14 protein-coding genes are annotated in these 19,235 nt (G+C 49.9%); 10 read left to right on the top strand and 4 right to left on the bottom strand.

Annotation, left to right across the window (positions count from 1 at the left end; translation table 11 throughout):
• The first annotated feature begins 9 nt into the window (after window positions 1–9).
• The 9 genes from NE619_RS00510 (at window position 10) to NE619_RS00470 (ending at window position 13,042) form a co-directional block, all read left to right on the top strand.
• Window positions 10–630: a hypothetical protein gene (locus NE619_RS00510; protein WP_256130414.1), complete on the top strand. Its 621-nt coding sequence runs from the start codon at window positions 10–12 to the stop codon at window positions 628–630.
• A gap of 10 nt (window positions 631–640) precedes the next feature.
• Window positions 641–1,021: a hypothetical protein gene (locus tag NE619_RS00505; protein ID WP_256130413.1), complete on the top strand. Its 381-nt coding sequence runs from the start codon at window positions 641–643 to the stop codon at window positions 1,019–1,021.
• Window positions 1,002–1,514 (top strand): hypothetical protein, encoded by a 513-nt coding sequence (locus tag NE619_RS00500; RefSeq protein ID WP_256130412.1) that lies wholly within the window; start codon window positions 1,002–1,004, stop codon window positions 1,512–1,514. Before NE619_RS00505 ends, NE619_RS00500 begins: the two co-directional genes overlap by 20 nt.
• A gap of 218 nt (window positions 1,515–1,732) precedes the next feature.
• The gene (locus NE619_RS00495) at window positions 1,733–2,035 is read left to right on the top strand and encodes a hypothetical protein (protein ID WP_256130411.1); all 303 of its coding nucleotides are present in this window, start codon (window positions 1,733–1,735) and stop codon (window positions 2,033–2,035) included.
• Complete coding sequence (locus NE619_RS00490; protein ID WP_256130410.1) at window positions 2,028–2,624, top strand: lysine exporter LysO family protein; 597 nt, start codon at window positions 2,028–2,030, stop codon at window positions 2,622–2,624. Before NE619_RS00495 ends, NE619_RS00490 begins: the two co-directional genes overlap by 8 nt.
• A 32-nt stretch (window positions 2,625–2,656) precedes the next feature.
• On the top strand, window positions 2,657–3,499 hold the full coding sequence (locus NE619_RS00485; RefSeq protein WP_305146537.1) for an AAA family ATPase: 843 nt from the start codon (window positions 2,657–2,659) through the stop codon (window positions 3,497–3,499).
• A 1-nt stretch (window position 3,500) separates the two neighbouring features.
• Window positions 3,501–4,694, top strand: a complete 1,194-nt coding sequence (locus NE619_RS00480; protein WP_256130409.1) for a vWA domain-containing protein — start codon at window positions 3,501–3,503, stop codon at window positions 4,692–4,694.
• Between the two features lie 72 nt (window positions 4,695–4,766).
• Window positions 4,767–7,118: a LuxR C-terminal-related transcriptional regulator gene (locus NE619_RS00475; protein ID WP_256130408.1), complete on the top strand. Its 2,352-nt coding sequence runs from the start codon at window positions 4,767–4,769 to the stop codon at window positions 7,116–7,118.
• 263 nt (window positions 7,119–7,381) lie between these two features.
• Entirely contained in the window at window positions 7,382–13,042 is a 5,661-nt protein-coding gene (locus NE619_RS00470; RefSeq protein ID WP_256130407.1) for an MBG domain-containing protein, read from the top strand.
• Window positions 13,043–13,118: 76 nt separating this feature from the next.
• Here NE619_RS00470 and NE619_RS00465 read toward each other — a convergent pair whose 3' ends face one another.
• The 4 genes from NE619_RS00465 to ptcA all read right to left on the bottom strand — a co-directional run bounded on the left by NE619_RS00465 (window position 13,119) and on the right by ptcA (window position 18,096).
• On the bottom strand, window positions 13,119–14,471 hold the full coding sequence (locus tag NE619_RS00465) for an aminotransferase class III-fold pyridoxal phosphate-dependent enzyme (protein ID WP_256130406.1): 1,353 nt from the start codon (window positions 14,469–14,471) through the stop codon (window positions 13,119–13,121).
• Between the two features lie 496 nt (window positions 14,472–14,967).
• On the bottom strand, window positions 14,968–15,915 hold the full coding sequence (gene arcC / locus NE619_RS00460) for a carbamate kinase (RefSeq protein WP_256130405.1): 948 nt from the start codon (window positions 15,913–15,915) through the stop codon (window positions 14,968–14,970).
• Between the two features lie 12 nt (window positions 15,916–15,927).
• Window positions 15,928–17,040 (bottom strand): agmatine deiminase, encoded by a 1,113-nt coding sequence (gene aguA, locus NE619_RS00455; protein WP_256130404.1) that lies wholly within the window; start codon window positions 17,038–17,040, stop codon window positions 15,928–15,930.
• A 30-nt stretch (window positions 17,041–17,070) separates the two neighbouring features.
• Window positions 17,071–18,096 carry a putrescine carbamoyltransferase gene (gene ptcA / locus NE619_RS00450; protein ID WP_256130403.1) on the bottom strand — a complete coding sequence of 342 codons (1,026 nt, stop codon included), beginning with the start codon at window positions 18,094–18,096 and terminating at the stop codon, window positions 17,071–17,073.
• 298 nt (window positions 18,097–18,394) lie between these two features.
• Here ptcA and NE619_RS00445 point away from each other — a divergent pair, with 298 nt between their 5' ends.
• A complete protein-coding gene (locus NE619_RS00445; RefSeq protein WP_256130402.1) occupies window positions 18,395–19,195 on the top strand; it encodes a response regulator transcription factor in 801 nt (266 codons plus the stop codon).
• The last annotated feature ends 40 nt before the right edge of the window (window positions 19,196–19,235 follow it).

Genomic DNA, 19,235 nt, shown 5'->3' with positions numbered 1-19,235 from the left:
GAGAGTCAGATGGGGAAAAATCAATATAAAGTAGCGTATTTTACGGATAAGGTAATCGTACAGGGTGAAAAAAAGATGCTTTCGGTTCCGTGGGAGTTGATAAATCCCAAACGGGTGCGGCAGAAGCAGCGGCTGAAAATAGGAGATACACTCTATAAAAAGAATGGGAGCTTTTACAAACAGAAAGATCTTTCCTTTTGTTTGATTCTGCTCATTGTTATAATTGCGCTGTCCACGGCTTTTATAGTGCTGTCATCCAAGGACGACATGGGTTTCAATGATACCGGCGTGGCTGCCCTGAGTGAACAGGAGCTTTATGATAACAGCGACGGAAAGTTCCGTCTGTCCATGAATTCCAGCGTGCGGGTAAAAGACGACATCCTGCAGGACATCAATTTCGCCAACTATAATTCGGATCGATATCTTCGCGTGTGCATCCAATACGATGGGAAAACCATTTATGACAGTAATTTGGTGGCGGAAGGACAGCTGATTGGTTCGGATAAGCTGCTTTCGGAGGCAACACTGCCCAAAGGAGAGGTGGATGCTTTGGCAACCGTATATACTTACGACAAAGAGAAACAGGAAAGGGGAAAGATGAACGTCAAAATAAACATGAATGTTCAATAAGGAGAAGCGTATGGCAAAGAAAGCATGGACATTGTACGCTGTCATAGGAGCGGTTATGATTCTTTTTACCGCTATCTGCCCGGCCATTGCGGCTGCGGAAAGCACAGGGGGGCAGGTACCCGTGTACCTCAGGCAAACGGCGAGCAGCCGGGAAGCCGGCGGCGCCATCGATACTGTGGTGACGGAAAGCGGGGCGCAGGGAACGGATGAAAGAGTGCGGGCGGTTGTAACCGGCGATGAATGGATGAAAATCCCATTACTGCTTTTGTGTGCGGCAGCGTTTATTGTAAGTTGTTTTTTAATAATTGATATCCGGCAAAGAAGAAGCGTTGCCGAAACTATGGAGATGTTAATAAAAGAGGAGGACAAAAATGAGAAAGAAAACAGTTAGAAGAATAGGTTTGTCGGCAATTGCTGTTCTGATCCTGGCCGGAGGCGTATGCTCTAATTCTTTTGCGGAAGGGAAAGAGATTCCGGTAAAAATGACGGTACCGGCTACCGCTATTGATGTGGTGATGACGGAAACGATTACAATGTCAGCCGGCGAAGGAGACGTCAATATGACTATTTCTCCGCTGGAAATCCAAAACAAGAGCAAGGTGGGAATCGTAACGCTTTCGGAAGTAAGCATCGATACCAAGGACTCCGGATGGGAAGTGGTTGCCGACACCTCGGATTTTGCCAAAATGCAGGCGGATTCAAAAAAGTTCTCCGTTGTTGCCGGCGGTACCCACGATTTTAGTACCGGCAGCTACACAAAAGGCGTGGAGGTAGAGCCGGAAGGAACCAACAGCCTTGCCTTTACTGGTAAAACCGGCCTGGTGACTTCTGCTGTTGCCGGGCAGCAGGTAGCTTCCTTCGTATGCACGCTTGCCTACAAATAGAAGACATCCGGCGCAAGCTGCGTATTCAGCCAGACCCGCAGTTTTATCATTTCTGTTATGAAAAGGGCTTATACGTGTCTGCGGATATTTCCGGCAGATACGGCGAGGCCCTTTTGGAATGTGCTTTCGTGCTGTAAAAAGACTTAACAAGGAACGGGGGTAGATGTTATAATAGGAATGTTTGAACTGTTTTGGGAAAAATAAAGGAGAAAATCCAAGTGAAACTACTGGTGCTGTATCTGGCAATTACTTTTTCCGGGTATTTTGTCGGCAGCAGATTGAGAAAATCGGAGAAGAGCTTTAAATGGATCGGGGTCGCCCAGCTGATCGCCATCGTTGTTTTAGTGTTTACGATGGGCGGCCGGATCGGAGCTGATAAAAGCGTCATCGCCTCCCTTTCTTCCATCGGCCTCACGGCCCTCGTTCTTACTGTGCTGATCTTTGCCGGCAGCGTGGGCGCTGTCTTCGCAGTGAGAAAACTTTTGGGCTTCAGCAGGGAGGGAGTTAAAACCGATGACTAAAGCGATTGTGATTTCGGTTGCCGCCGGAATACTTGCTGGGTATTTTGTTCTGCCCGGCTGGTTCATCGACATTTCCGGCAATCTTCTCGTGGTGGGGCTTTGCGTGCTGCTGTTTTTCGTCGGTCTGGATATCGGAAGAGAAGGCACGGTGGGAGCGAACTTCAAAAAAGCGGGATGGCGGGTGCTGGTATTCCCCTTTGCCATTATCTTTGGCACACTTGCGGGCGCTTTTGCGGGTGCGCTGATCCTGCCGTCTCTGGGGATTCGCGACGCGCTGGCCATTGGTTCCGGGTTCGGATGGTATACCATGGCGCCGGTGATGCTTGCCAAATATTCCACCTATGTCAGCGCACTGTCCTTTATGCACAATGTGATGCGCGAACTGTTCGGAATTCTGCTGATTCCGATTGTCGCCAAAAAAATTGGGTATATAGAAACGATAGCTCTGCCGGGATCGGCGGCCATGGATGTGTGCCTGCCCATCGTGGAGAAAGCCACCAGGGGCGATATCGCTGTCTACTCCTTTATTTCGGGAGTCGTCATGAGCATCGCGGTCCCTGTTTTAGTTGGATTTATAGCCGGAGTATAGGCTGAAAATATTGAAGGAGAGAGAAAATAGAAATGAAAAAATTGGATGTTTTCAAAGGAAGCGACAAATACGTTGTTACGCCGGAGTTGATGAATGCGGTCAATGTTTCCATTGCCCTGGAAAAACCGCTGCTGATTAAGGGCGAGCCGGGCACGGGAAAAACCATGCTGGCCGAGGCCATCGCCGATGCCCTGGGAATGAAACTCATTATATGGGGAATCAAATCCACGACTAAGGCGCAGGAAGGCCTATACGTGTATGACACGGTTCAGAGACTTTATGACAGTCAGTTCGGAGAAGGCGATGTTGCCGATATCAAACAGTACATCAAGCTGGGCAAGCTGGGCGAAGCGTTCACCTCAGACGACCAGGTGGTGCTGCTGATCGACGAGATCGACAAGGCGGATCTGGAGTTCCCCAACGACCTTTTATGGGAGCTGGACAAGATGGAATTTTATATCAATGAGACAAAAGAGACCATCCGCACCAAGAAACGCCCCATCGTAATCATTACCTCCAATGCGGAAAAAGAGCTGCCGGACGCTTTCCTGCGCCGCTGCATTTTCCACTATATCGAATTCCCGGATGCTGACAAGATGGAAGAAATCATCCGCGTCCACTACGGCGACATCGACCGCAAGCTGTGTGAAAAGGCCATGGAAGCTTTCTACGAGATCCGCAACATGAAGGAGCTGCAGAAAAAGCCCAGCACCTCCGAGCTTTTGGACTGGCTGCAGGCCCTGATGATCAGCGGTGTCAATGTCAACAAGATCAAGGATGAGGTGCCCTTTGTCGGCGTGCTTCTGAAAAAGAACCAGGACATCGACATCATGCATGAGATCAAGGAAAAAGGCTACTCGCTGAAGAGGTGGTAATGTGTTTTTAGAATTCTTTTATCTGCTCAGGGCTAAGGGCCTTGAGGTTTCCATAAACGAATGGATGGCGCTGGTCGAAGCTCTGGACAAGGGCCTCGCCAAATCGTCTCTGACCGGCTTTTACCACCTGTGCCGGAGCATTCTTATAAAGAGCGAATCCGATTACGATAAGTTCGATGCGGTCTTTGCTGAGTATTTCAAGAACGTTCAGACGCCGGAGGACCTGCCGGAGCAGTTCTGGAAATGGCTCAGCGAAAACGAGCGGGAACGGGATATCGACGATAAGGGCGACGCCGAGGATATCCAGCGGGAGCTGGACGAACTGCTGCAGATGTTTTATGAGCGCATTCAGGAACAGAAAGAAAAGCATGACGGCGGCAACTACTGGATCGGTACCGGAGGCACTTCCACCATGGGACACGGCGGCTACAACAGCCAGGGCATCCGGGTCGGAGGAAAGGGCAGACACAAATCGGCGGTTCAGGTGGCCGGTGAGCGCAATTTCAGAGATTTCAGGCAGGACAATATTCTCGATATCCGCCAGTTCCAGATGGCTTTTCGCAAGCTGAGACAATACTCTTCCAGAGTGGACGGCGCTAAGACAGAGCTGGATATCGACCAGACCATCGACAAGACCTGTGACAATGCCGGGCTGCTCCATCTGGTCTATGACAAACCGAGAAAGAATACGGTCAAGCTGCTGCTTTTGATCGACTCCGACGGCTCCATGCTGCCTTACAGCAGGCTTTGCAACCAGCTGTTTCAGGCGGTGAGCAAGTCCAATCATTTTAAAGACCTGAAGGTCTATTATTTCCACAACTGCATCTACGACAACCTGTACAATACGCCTCTTTGCAAGCGGGGCGATTGGATCGACACCAACTGGGTTCTCTCGAATCTGGACAGCGAATACAAGGTGATCTTTGTCGGCGACGCGGCCATGGCGCCTTCCGAGCTGTACCGAAAGGGAGGAAATTCCGTCATCGGACTGTGGAACAAGGAGCTGGGAATTGACTGGTTCAAGAAATTCGACCGGCGGTATAAAAAGAAAATCTGGCTCAACCCGATTAAGGAGAGCGAGTGGGAATGGACCTACGGCGCTCAGACCATCCAGGCAGTGGGAGAAGTCTTTCCCATGTTCGAGCTGTCGCTGGACGGGCTTGAGAAAGGGATCAAAAAGCTGCTGGTGAAATAGCGGTTTTGTAATGGGGAAAACGCTCTGTGCCTGTCGCATGGAGCGTTTTTAACAGGAGAGAAGAATTTCGTTATGGGAGAAGTAATCGTAAAAGAAAAAACAAAAGAACGTTTTTTTCAGTGCCTGAAAGAGGGATCTCTTTTCATTTCAGCCCCCTGCGGCTACGGAAAAACCTCTGTGGTCAGAGAGCTTTTGGATGAAGAGGAATGCGCCTATTCCTACATCACCTGCGAAGGCGGAAATTTTGAAGAAAAGATAAAGCAGTACATACAGGGAATCGTAGTGATCGATGATTTTCAGCTTCTGAAAGAACAGCAGGCTGTGTTTCTCCGGGATCTGCTGGAAGGCATGGAGTGCCATATTGTAATACTGTCGCGAAGCTCCCTCCCTGCGATTTTCAAGGCAGCGTTCATCCAGGGAAAGCTCAGGGCGCTGGATGAACAGGAATTGCTGCTGGGGATGATGGAAATCGGCAGATTGCTCAAAGGCCTGGGCGTGGATGCCAATCCTGGGCAGACACTGGAAATTCTCAGGGATACCGGCGGCCATCCGCTGGCGGTAAAGAGCATGGCTATGTACCTGCAGGCAAAAAAATTATATAGCCGGCAGCTGGCGGAAGAAGTAAAGTATGATATCTTTGATTATTACGATACGCGATTATACGCTTGCTGCCCGAAGGAGCTGAAACCGTTTCTGCTGAAAATAGCCGGGCTCCGCTGCATTACCGGACAGCTGGCGACCGCGGTAAATAATGGCGCTGAGGCGGAACTCCTGATCCGGGAGGCGTGGAAGGCAGGATACCTGCTGCCGGTCGATAAACCGGATACCTATGAAATCACTCCGGCGTATTTTGAGTATCTGAAACACAAACAGCAGATGCTTTTGGATCAAGAGACGATTAAACAGGTATATACAAATGCCGGATCATGCTACGAAGCTGGCGGAGATGTGCTGAAAGCCCTGGAATGCTATAATATCAGCGGCGATCACGATAAAATGCAGGAACTGCTGATTGATAACTTCCGCAGGCATCCGGGAACCGGCCATTACTATGAAATGGAGAAATACTATTTCGCGCTGCCGGAGGACGTGATTCGCAAGTCACCGCAGCTTATGTGCGGGATGTCCCTTCTCTGCGCCATGTGCATGCAGTTTGACCAGAGCGAGCGCTGGTATGAAGAGCTGAAAACCTGTATCGGGAGATTGGATAAAAAAAGCGCAGCCTATAAAGATGCCATGAGCAAAAAGATTTTCCTGGACATCGGACTGCCCCAATGGGGCGTAAAGCACGTGCTGATCAACCTGCTCCGCGGTGTCCGTTTTATGTCCGCGTACCATATGAAGCTGCCCGAGCTTTCAGTTACCAGCAACCTGCCCAGCCTGATGCGGGGCGGAAAAGATTTCAGCAGCTGGAGCAAAAAAGACCGCAGGCTGTACGATACGGTGCGCGTGCCGGTAGAAAAGGTTTTGGGAAGGTACGGCGCGGGGCTGGGAGATATCGCCCTCAGCGAGAGTCTGTTTGAAAAGGGCGGGACGGACAGCTACGAGCTGCTGACCATGCTGACCAGAGGATTGCTGGCAGCGGAAACGAGAGGGGCGCCGGAGCTTTGCTTTGTAGCCAAGGCTTTAATCGCAAGAATTTACATTGCCAGCGGTGAGATAGATGCCGCCGTGCGGATGATCGACGCTTTTTATCAGGCCATGGAATCCCGCTGCGAAACCCGGCTTTTACCCAATATTGAGGCCCTGCGAATACGGATCAGCCTGATCAGAGGTGAAACTTATGAGGCGGATCAATGGGTGAGGGAAAAAGCGCCCGATGAAAACGAACGGTTTTACACCATGGAGCGCTATCGCTATATGGTGAAAATCCGCTGCTATATTCAGGCGGAACACTATATGGAAGCGCTCTCCCTGCTGGGCCGCCTGAAAGATTACACCAGCCGTTTTCACAGAACCTGCGATGGGATCGAGGTGGGAATTTTAACCGCCATTGTTCTATTTCGAAGCCATGACCCCTCGTGGCAGGAAATTTTAAAAGAAGCTTTGGAGACCGCCCAGGAATACGGCTTTATCAGAAGCTTCGCAGAAGAAGGCGCGGCCATACACCCGCTGCTGGAGGAGCTGGATCTGGGGATGATTGATACCAGGTTCACAGAGAGGCTTTTAAAAGCGGTCAGAAAACAGGCAATCCACTATCCCCGTTACCTCAAGGCTGCTGCCAGAATGCGGGAGCCCCTGACGAAAATGGAAAAAAATGTCCTGGAACTGATTGCTTCGGGAATGAAAAATGAAGAGATCGGCGACTTCCTCAGCATCAGTACCAATACGGTGAAATTTCATATCAAGAATTTATACAGCAAAATGCAGGTAAAAAACAGAACGCAGGCGCTGCGGGCCGCCCGTGAATACAAGCTGATCTGAGACCAGCAGCACTTGCCCTCCGCAGGCAAACTCACAGCTGCCTTCAGGGCTATAAATCCGTCGGGCGGACAGCGCCCCGGATTTTGGCCCGTATGGTGGCTCCGCATACAAATTTACAGCGCACGGTACATAGACTACCCTTTCAGGTGGTTGTTTTTTTTGCTGCAGAAGCTACAATATTAAGGATGAAAACTATGGGATAAGGTCAGGGGCCAATGGATGATAAAAGCCGCCTGAGTATCCGAGGGAAAGAGGAAAGCGCAATGAAAAGGATAATCACAATTTTATTTGCGGCAATGATATGTCTGTGCGCCGGGGCGGCGGCAGCGCCGGCTTATGCTGACACGGACGATGGCACAATTGCCCATGATATGGAAACCGGAAACCGTATGTTCATTACACTGGAATCCAATCCGCAGTATCGCTGGAATGTCAACGGCAGCGCGGCAAAGAACAATGTGCTCCATCTGGATGATTCCTCCGGGTACAACTGCCAGTTCCGCTTTGACAAGGTGGAGAATGACTGGTACGGACTCAAGCATATCAAGGATGACGGAATCGACCGTTTTGTGGATGTCGAAGATCGAAGCAAAGCTTCCGGTTCCGTGCTGCATGTGTGGGAAGAGGATGACGACGAATTGGGCGGCAGTAAAAATTACCACCGCCACTTTGCCTTTTATTATGTGAAGACGGACAGCAATGGAAATCGATGCTATTACATTAAAAACCGCAACAGCGGCCTCTGGGTCGGCGTTGAAAACAACAGCATAAAAATCGGAAGCAAGATTGTCCAGACGACAAAGGAAAATCGACGATTATGGATCGTTACGCCCGCTGTAGTTCCTCTCAGCGGGGATGAAACGAAGGTGCTGCCTGACAATAATCCGGCCTATTGTGAGTTTTCACGGAAAGGTACCACGGAAACCATAAACCGGGTGGAGGATCATACGCAGAATGCCCAGCTCTGGTACTATAATATCGGCACCAGCAGTAAATGGTATCTGAAATGGGTGGATAAATATAAGGCTTATGAGATAGAAGTGGTGAAGAGCGATGAATCACGCTGCGGAACCATATGGGCCCCGGAGAGAAAGGGCGGGGGCGGCGATATCTTTATTCTCACAGTCAAACGGAAGGATCGGGGAAAAAATGACGGCACGGAACAGCTCTGGCGCTTTGTCAAACAATCCGATGGCAGCTATAAGCTGCGGAACGCCAGAAGCGGGCGTTATATGGCGGAAAGCAAACAGAAATATCTGAAAGAATCCGATTCCGGCGGATCCTGCGAACTGGACTTGATCCGGGGAGCCGATGGCGACCGGACTTACGCGTTTGCCGATCCCTGGATGAAGAACATTCCCGATGGCGCGTATCTTTCCTCTATCAATATGCCGGGAACCCATGACACCGGTACGGCGGCCGTGGTGCAGGATAATATACCCAGCATTTCCCTGACTTCCTGTCAGAGCTTTTTCTTTGATGAACAGCTGAGCATCGGCGCCAGGGCGTTTGACATCCGCTGCAGCGCCACCAAAAGCAGGCCTTCGCCCGCTGATGTGAAAATCATCCACGGCAGCGAGCTGTGGCAGTGTTCCAATCGGGACGGAAGCGATCTGACTTTAAAAGATATTTTTGATGAAAGCGTTAAATTCCTGAACCGGTGCCCGTCGGAGGCCATTGTTATGACCGTCAAACCGGACGATGGCATGAAGGAGGAGCTGGCGGCGGCAGTGGGAGATTTTATCAAGAATAACAAAAAGTATGTATGGACCGGGGACGGGATCCCCACCATGGGAGAAGCCAGAGGAAAAATCGTATTCGTCCGCCGCTATCCCATCGATGTCAACCGCTATAACCCGGCTGACGACGGCCTGCAGACTTCCTGGTTCGGACCGGATGTAACGGGCTGGGACAACCATGACTACGGCGCGTATAAATATGCCATAAAAATTTATCCAAGCAGCGATAAGGACAACCCCAACATTCCCATTTACGTCCAGGATGCCTATAACAAATATTCCTCCGGCAAATGGGATTATATTACCGGAACCATGAAACAGACCGTCGGCAATGACAGCAGCCACAAAATACCGGACAATGCCTGGATTTACAATTACACCAGCGCGGCGGTAGGCTTTCCGCTGGGCCTGACCAGGGATATCAATCCCAAGCTCATGCGGGACAGCTCCTCGGACAACGCCGGCTACATCGATAACCGCCGTCTGGGCATGGTGATGCTCAACTTTATCAATGGCCCTACCTCCCGGCTGATCTATCAGACCAACCAGGACAGCAGCAAATTCTACGAGCCCAAGGTTACCTTCCCCGATCGGATCGCCATAACCTATGGAGATCCTCTTTCCAAGGCCGTTTTGTCCGGCCAGAGCAGCGGGGACAATGGATCGTGGGTATTCGAAGACGGGGATTATATGCCGACCCCGGATGATTATAAAGCAAAGAAAACCTTTAAGCTTACCTATAAGCCTGCCGACAGCAGAATACGGCCGGTGACAAAAGACGTGACCATAACAGACTTCAACAAGAAGCCGGTCTACATCATCCTTGAGTCGTATACCATAGTGTACGGCCAGCCAATACCGGAATTGAACTATATCTATAATCAAAGAGAGCTGGCCAGCGGCGATACGGCTGCGGATCTGGGCGTTACGGTGAGGCTGGACCTGCCTTCGCCAATCCCGGAAAAGCTGCCGCCGGGCACCTATAAAATTACGGCTGACATCAGCTCGGATAAGTATCAGGCATCCGTAAGCGAGGGCAGCCTGCAGGTAAACAAAAAAAAGCTGGGCGTAAAATGGGACGATACCAGCAATCTGGTCTGGACCGGAGATCCGGTCAATGTGAGCGCGGAGCTGACCGGGGTTCTGTCAGGGGAAGACTGTCAGCCGGTGATCGAGGGAGGAAATGAAATCGGACCCAGCTGGAACTCGCAGGACCCCCAGAATCCAACGGCATATACGGCGACCGTGACCGGTCTGAAGGGTGCGGATAAAGACAACTATCAGCTTCCGTCCGACGGAACCGCCGTCAACTATTACATCCGCAGGGCGGAGGCCACGGATTATCGTTTCCCGGATGAGGCGATTATGACCTACGGGCAGAAGCTGTCGGAAGCGCAGCTGGTCGGTGCTTCCGGCAACGGAAGATTTGTATTCGTAGAAATGCAAAACGGAAGGCCGGTTGATATGGGAGATAAGATGCCGGATGCGGGAACGAAAGACTATACGATGGCTTTCGTTCCTGAAAATACAGATTTAGAGCGTGCCGTATCGGAGCAGGTTACGGTAACGGTAAGCCCGAGACCGATCACAGTCAGAGCCGATGCTCAAAACAAAACCTATGGCAATGAAACTCCGGAGCTTACCTGGGAGCTGGATACGGGATCCCAGCTGGCGGCAGCCGATGATAAGAAGGCTTTGAAGCTGGATCTGACTGCCGGCGAGGGAGATTCCAAGATGTGCCCTGCCGGAACCTACACCATTAAAAAGGGGACTTGCGAAAATACCAATTATGAAGTGACGGTAATGGAAAATGTCCTGCAGGTAGCCCGGCGGGAGGCGGAGCTGTCCTGGCCGCAAAGCCATACGCTTTCCTATACCGGAAATCCGGCGGACATAACCGCAGAGGTTACCAACCGGGCTGATCCGGCGGATGACTGCGAGGTCAATCTGGCAGGAATAAGAACCAATGCCGGCAGTTATACGGCTGTAGCTGTCAGCCTGTCCAATAAGAATTACGCGCTGCCGAGGGATGCCTCCAAGCTGGCGTGGAAGTACACGATCGAAAAGGCGGATCCCGGAGTAACATTCCCAACAACGGCAGAGATCACCTATGGACAGACCCTTTCACAGGCGAAGCTGACCGTAGAAAAGCAGCCTGTGGCGGGGACCTTTGCCTTTACTGACGCGGAGAAAATGCCGCAAGTAAAGGATTCCGGCAGCAAGTATGAAATGACCTTCACTCCTGCCGATTCTGCCAACTATCAATCGGTAACCCAGGATGTACCAGTGAAGGTTACGCCAAAGCCGCTGACGGTGGTCATTGATAATAAGGAGAAAACCTATGGGCAGCCCACGCCGCAACTAACCTGGCATATGGATGAATCCCAACTGGTGGCGGGCGACCAAATCAGCGATTTTGAGCTGGCCCTGCAGGTGGAAGGAAACGGCGGCAGCCAGGATTGCGATGCGGGAAGCTATAGGATTGAGGCAACAGTCCAAAACACAAATGACAATTACCGGCTTGTCTATGACGGGGGAATACTGACCGTAGCGCCGCTGCTGGCGGAAATCAAGTGGTCGGATACTACTAATATAGAGGTAGGAGGCAAAGCCCCTGAGGCGGAGATTACCAATTTGCTTACCGGCGATGACTGCCGGCTGAATATAGACAGCGATGGAACCGACGAGCCAAGCTGGACAGCGGATTCTCAGGAGCTGAAGGACTTGAAGATCTTTAAAGCGGAAATCACCGGTACTAAGGGAGCGGATAAAGATAATTACCAGCTCCCGGAAGATTTATCCATTCAGTATCTGGTAAGACGTGCGGGCGCTTCCGATTACAGCATACCTCAGAAGGCGGTCATGACCTATGGGCAGAGCCTTTCCCAGGCGCGGCTGATTCTGGCGGCAGGAGCCGGGGACTTTACCTTTGTCTCCAATCAGGCCGGCCTGACGGATATCGGTGATACGGTTCCGCAGGCGGCAGGGGAGCAGGAATACTGGCTGAAATATACGCCAAAGGATATGACCCAGAGACCGGTCGTCGAGAAAGTGTCGGTAACCATAGCCAAAAAGAATATTACCGCTCAGGCTGAGAACGCCGAGAAAACTTACGGTGAAAAAACGAAGCTGGCCTACATGCTGGATGAAAGCCAATTGGTGAACGGAGATACAAAAGACGATTTGAATCTGATTTTAACAGCCGTGGGGGAAGAAAACGTGTCGGGAGATGAAGAGCGAAGCCCGGCAGGGGTTTACACCATCAAGGAAAAGAGCGTCAGTCCCAACTATCGGGTAGCGTTGTCTTCCGCCAGCCTATGGATTCGGCAAAGGCAGACCGGCATCGTCTGGTCGGATGTGAGCAATCTGTCTTACACCGGTAAGCCTGCGGGCGTTACGGCTTCGGCCAGAGACCTGCTGCCGGGAGATGAAGCCAAAATCCGCGTAATCGGCGGCAATCAGGTGGAAGTGGGTACTTATAAAGCCATAGCCGAATCCATTTCTAATGACAATTATCGGCTGCCGACGGATAAAGACTCTGTGGAGCAGCGAATCCTGACGTATACCATACAAAAGGCCGTTCCGCAGGTGACGTTCCCTAAGGCGGCGGTATTGACTTACGGGCAGAGCCTGGCGGCAGCGGAGCTGCGGGGAGCAGCAGGAGAGGGCGATTTTGATTTTGACAATCCGGCGGAAACACCGTCTGTAAAAGAAAGCGGTAAAACCCGCAGAATGGTCTTCAATCCTGCGGATACAACCCGCTATTACGCAGTGAGCCGGGATGTGGAAATCCAAGTACAGCCGCTTACCGTATCGCTCACCTGGCTGGGAGCCAAAGCCAGGGACTACGATGGGAAACCGTCAAAGGTGCGAGCTGTGGCGGGAAATCTGCTCAAGGGAGATTCCTGTAAGGTTACGGTGAAAAACGGGAATCAGGTTAAACCGGGAACCTATACGGCAAAAGCCGTTAAGCTTTCCAACCACAACTACGCTTTGCCCGGCAATGCTTCAAAAAAATATACGATCCGGGGAACAGGAGCCGGCGCGGCCGGGTATGACGGAAATAAAACGGCAGGAACTTCCGATCCGTCAAAGACCGGATTTCTGGTCGCGGCGAATATTCTGCTGATTCTTTCTCTGGCAGCTATAATCGCGGTATTCAGAAGAAAAGGGAGAACTAAATAAAAAAGAACGGTCAAGCAAAGAAAAGGAGGCCGGCGCAAATCGCGTCAGCCTCCTCGGATTTTTTTGATTAAAACTCCTATTTCATGAGAGCTTTGATGGACTCTTCGATAACTTCGCATACCTTATCGATGGATTCATAGGAAATCGCAGCGCAAGGCTCAATACGGGCAACCGTTACGTCGTTCATTGTAGCGGAAGTCATAACCTTTCTCGAGAACATTTCTTTGCAGAAATCGTGCATGATATCCATGTCAGGCAGAACCAGACCGATCATCAGGCCGGTACCGCGGACTTCTTTGAGCATTTCCGGATACTTTTTCTGGATTTCGTTCAGCTTCTTTAAGAAATATTCTCCCTTTTCTTTAACCAGCTGCGGAATATCGTTTTCCAGAATGTAACGGATGGAAGCGATACCTGCGGACATAGCCAGAGGGTTGCCTCCGAAAGTAGGCATGGAAACCAGAGTCGGGTTTTCTACCAGAGCTTCTGTTACCATCCAAGGTCTTGCGATGATACCAGTCAATGGCATGCAGCCGCCGCCGATGGCTTTACCGAACAGCAGGATATCAGGAACGATACCTTCTGCTTCTGTTCTCCAGAGAGCGCCGGTTCTTCCCAGTCCAGTCTGGATTTCGTCGCAGATCATAGCTACGCCGTATTTGTCGCAGATTTCTCTTACCTTCTTTAAGTATCCGGCTGGAGGAATGATAATTCCGCCTTCGCCCTGGATCGGTTCGAGGATAACTGCGGCTACTTTTTCACCTACGGACTGCAGGTTAGCGATGGCGTTTTCCATCTGCTCAGCATCGCCGTATTTTACATGCTGAACCTGCTGAATGTTCGGTACGAACGGTGATCTGTAATCAGCGTTACCGATGAGAGACAGCGCGCCTGTGGATAATCCGTGATAAGCGTTAACTGTAGAGATGAACCATTTTCCGCCTGTAGCCAGCTTGGACAGCTTGATAGCTGCTTCTGTAGCCTCGGTACCGCCGTTTGTCGGCCATACTGCCTGCAGATCTCCCGGTGTAATCAGTCCCATCAGGTGGCTGAAATATCCCTGAAGCGGGTTAACCAGATCCTGTGAGTGCTGTGGGTAACGGTCCAGCTGCGCATGGACGGTCTTCATGATTTCTGTATTTTTATGGCCTGCCAGGAAAATCCCGAATCCTCCCAGACAGTCAATGAACTCTGTTCCCTTAACGTCGGAGAAGAATTCGCCTTCTCTCTGTGACCATTCTGAAAACATAGGGTCAGTTGACATGATTTCTCTGTATGGGAGCCAGCCAGGGTTTACGTTTTCATTATAATTTGCTTCTGATTCCTTGAGAATCGTATCTACATCTTCCTGTGAAAGCTGATCTTTCTGAATATAACCTTCTACGCGTTTTGCAATCTCTAAACCTAATTCTTTGTTTGTTGCTGTCATGTGATGTCCTCCTTTGTTTCACATATCAAAATACAAATTTTAAAAGCCATACCCAAAACGGCCAAACCCGGTTGGGTGAGTGGTATCATTAAATTTGTCATACCATTAAGAAGGCAAGAGCCGTCCGGTATGGCTTTTTATAAATTACCACTTGTGTATCGTGTGTAATTTACTATTATATAACGCAAGTTGCGTGCCAACATTTCGAAGGGGAATAGAAAAAATACTTGTTGAAATTTCAACGTTTTCAGGAGGCACCGTTAAATGGAAAAAGGGATTATTCGCAGAAGAATAAAATTTGCGGGGCAGGGGAGAGAAAGCCTGTGATTTCAACGATTTTATAAAAAGAATAACTATTTGCGTATGAATTAAAAAGAATAACATTATTCGTTGATGGAATAGTCTATTAAGATACGAAAGAAAAAGCCCCCGGCAGAGGATTCCGCCGGAGACCTTTTCGTGAGAATAATAAAGATGAAATTACAAGGAGTGTGTCTTATGCGAACTTGATGATCGTACCGGTCTTTCCCTCAAGCGCTTCTGTTGCTTTGTCAAGAGAAGTGATAATTGCACGTTTCTGAGGGAAAGCCCGCACGAACTTCATGGCAGCCTCCACCTTTGGCAGCATGCTGCCGGCTGCAAAGTGGCCTTCTTCTTTATAGCAGGCCAGCTCCGCGAGAGTTACTTCATCTAAGTTCTTTTGGTTTGGTTTGTTAAAGTTAATTGCTACTTTTTCCACTTCGGTAAGGATCATGAGAATGTCCGCGTCCACCTGCTCCGCGAGAAGCTCGGCCGCAAAATCCTTATCGATAACCGCAGCAGTTCCTTCCAGGGAACCGTCGGCTTTTTCTATTACCGGGATACCGCCGCCGCCGCAGCTGATTACGATGGCGTGGTCCCAAAGTTCTTTCACTGCGTCGATTTCGACGATTTTTCTCGGAAGAGGGGAGGCCACAACTCTTCTGAAGCCGCGGCCGGCGTCTTCCTTCATAACATATCCCTTTTCCGCTTCCAAAGCCTTAGCTTCGTCCTCCGTATAGAAGGGGCCGATGGGTTTGGTTGGGTTTTTAAATGCCGGATCGTTTTCTTCAACGATCATCTGTGTAGCTACTGTCACTACCGGTATATTTCTGTTTGTCTGGTTCAATGCGTATTTCAGGCACTGCTGAATGTGATAGCCGATATAACCCTGGGACATCGCGCCGCATACGTCAAAAGGCATAGCCGGTGTAACATCTTTGGCAGCCTCAGAGGCCATAACAATTCTACCCACCTGAGGACCGTTGCCGTGTACTACAGCCAGTTCGTATCCCTGCTTGCTGATGGCAGCAATATGCTCACAGGTATTTTTTACGACCTCAAGCTGCGCTTCGGCAGTGGCAGGGCCTTTGCCTGACTGCAGAGCATTGCCTCCCAGAGCGATTACGATTTTTTCTTTCGTCATTACAGATCTCCTTTATTTTGTTTCTTGCTGCTTGCATTTCGGCTGCTGCTGTGTGATACAATGAACATTGCCGCCGCCGTAAACGATCTCTCTTGTAGATACGCCGACTATTTTTCGTTCAGGGAACATTTCCTGGAGCTGCTCGAGTGCCAGGCTGTCGTACTCATCATCGTACTGAGGAGCGATGACACCGCCGTTGACGATTAGAAAGTTCATGTAAGAAGCGATGCAGATATCATCGCCTTCCCGCGGGATCGTGCCTTCAACCTGGTCGATATCGAATTCACCGCTCAGCTTGACAGGGACCTTCGGTAAGGTCAGCTTGTGTACCTTCAGCTTGCGCCCCTTGGCATCGGTTGAATTGCTCAGGATATCATATGCCTGACGGCATGTATCGTAAAAAGGATCTTCTTTATTTTCCGTCCAGATACAGGCGACTTCGCCGGGACGGACAAAACAGGCCACGTCATCAACATGCCCGTCTGTTTCTTCCGGGTCAATACCATCTTTAAGCCAAATAACTTTTTCTGCGTTCAGATATTCTTTCAGCATGTCCTCAATTTCTTCTTTGGTCATATGAGGATTGCGTCCCTCGCTCAAAAGGCACATTTCCGTTGTGAGAACCGTGCCTTCGCCGTCCACATGGAAGCTTCCGCCCTCCAGAACAAACCCTTCCGTATGATAGGAATCGATTCTTTCCAGCTCGCAGATTTTGCGCGCCACCAGATTGTCCTGATCCCAGGGGAAGTAGAGTCCGTCGAACAGGCCGCCCCATGCGTTGAATTCCCAGTCCACACCGCGGATACGGCCCTGGTCGTCGATGACGAAGGTAGGGCCGCAGTCGCGAATCCAGGAATCGTTGGTGTTGACTTCCACGACACGGATGTCAGAGGAAAGTCTGGCTCTTGCGTTGGAAAACTGAGCAGGGGACACGAGCATTGTAACAGGCTCAAATTGGCTGATCGCTTCGGCTACGGCTTTGAATGCGTTCTGGGCAGGCTTTGCGCCGTTGCGCCAGTTGTCCGGTCTTTCCGGCCAGATCATGAATACCTGTTCATGAGGCTCGAATTCGCCGGGCATTCTGAATCCGTCTTTTTTTGGAGTTGAATTTATTCGCTTTGCCATTTCGTTAGCCTTCTTTCTTGTATCGTTTGTTTACTCTCCGAATACTTCTGCCATGAATGCGTCTAATTCTTCTTTTACGGCAGCCTTAGCCAGTTCGGAGCCTTCCTGCTGATAACGAGTGAAGTATACGAGCAGTCCTCTCATTGCGGTCAGTCTGTTTTCTGCTTCATCCCAGGCAATGGAGATTTCGGAATCCAGAACCTCGTCTGTTACTTCTTCGTTTCTTGTCGCCGGCAGGCAGTGGAGGAATTTCGCTCCCAGGTTTGCCTTATTCATCAGTTCTTTGCTGACCTGATATTTCGGCATGAAGATCTTCTGTCTTTCTTCAGGGGACAGCTCGTTTTCATACAGTCCATACCAAACGTCTGTATAAATGAAGTCAGCGTCTTTCATCGCTTCATCCACATCGTCGGTAACCATCCAGCTTCCGCCCGATACTTTGCAGTTGGCTTCGTAGATGTCTGTGTGCTCCGGTCTCAGCTGGAAGCCCTTAGGTCCGAAGTGGCAGTAGTTGGCTCCGATCTTGGTTACGATGAAGCCCAGGGAAGCGCACACCTGAGTGGCGTCTCCTACGAATACGATCTTGCAGTCTTCAATTTTCTTTCCTTCCGGCAGATGCTCGATCATGGTGATCATATCGCCGATTTCCTGTGTCGGATGGTTGTAGTCGGACATACCGTTCAGTACAGGTACGGAAGAGGAGTTTGCCAGTCTTACGATGGTATCATGCTCGATTACTCTTGCCATGATGATGTCAACCATTCTGGAGATAACCTTTCCGGTATCTTCGATTGTTTCATGTCCGCCCAGCTGGATCATTCCCGGTCCCAGGTACTGTGCGTGTCCGCCCAGCTGCTCCATAGCTGTCTCAAAGGATACTCTCGTTCTGGTGGAGGACTGCTGGAAGATCATAGCCAGAGTCTTGTCCTTCATCAGCGGCGGATTGTATCCGGCCTTAATACACTTTTTAATTTTCAGTGACAGGTTGATGATGTCCATCAATTCCTCTTTCGTAAAATCGCAGGTATCAATAAAATGTCTTAATTCTTTTGTCATAATAATTCTCCTTTTTCCATTTTCTCAGTGCTTTCATTCGTCCGGCAGCGCGCTGTTGTTTCTCGCGGGCTGCACCACTCACCCAGAGGACGTGTTTACATGATAACTTCGGAATTTTCAGATTACAATTACCTGCTATGGTGAAATCGGCCTTGTGCAACTGAGGTGTAATCCGGGTGAAGGGAAAGTAGCAGCCGTGGTAGTACGCGGCGTATAAGCGCATAACACAAAAGTAGTAGACGGGACGTTACAAAGGTGGAATGAAATTTGCATGATATTATGGCAGGAGGTATTAATAATGATGAAATTATCACACGAACAATGGGAGAAAATAAATCAGCTGATTCTGGAAGCCCATACGGAAGGCGATATCTACAGGCTGAGAAAAATGGTGCTTTTGAAGCTGGGCGAGTTGATTCCCCACGACAAATCCTTTTTTGACCTGGGCTATAAAAAGGATACAAAGGTGGTTTTCTTCGATCCGGTTTCCGATAACATGGATCGGAACTATCTTACTTCTTATTTCAATAAATACGAATCCATCGACATCATGTTCTGGTTTTTTTCCCAGAGCAGGAGGAACATTTACCGGGAAAGCGATTATATAACCGATGTCATGGAAGAAACCTCTGTGTATTACAGGGAGTGGATGCTCCCGCAGAATATACGGTACAGCATGGGGTCGCGGGTTGCCTACGGAGAGATTCTTTACGGGTCCATCAACCTCTGGCGGAGCAAAAAACACGGTGATTTCACCGACGAAGAAGTGTATATCCTGGGGGTAATCAACGAGCATCTGGCGTGTCGCTTTCATAACAAATTCCCCAACGGAATCAAACGGAACAATGAAAACGATTATACGGATACGCTGGTTCATCTGTACGGGCTGACTCCGAGAGAATCGGAAGTCGTGGAGCTGATCTACGAAGGGCTGCCGATTCGAACGATAGGAGAAAAACTGTTCATCTCGGAAAATACAGTCAAAAAACATACGCATAACATTTTTAGAAAAATGAACATTTCAAATAGGTCACAGCTAATGAAAATCGTGCATGGATACATGACTACCAGCGTGGATGACTTAGTAGAGAAACGTTAAACATGTCAAAGCTTTCAGGCGGTAAAAATTGGCATGTTTT

Source organism: Anaerovorax odorimutans, assembly GCF_024459955.1.
Taxonomy (GTDB): domain Bacteria; phylum Bacillota; class Clostridia; order Peptostreptococcales; family Anaerovoracaceae; genus Hominibacterium; species Hominibacterium odorimutans_A.
This window is presented reverse-complemented; position numbering and strand designations above follow the sequence as displayed.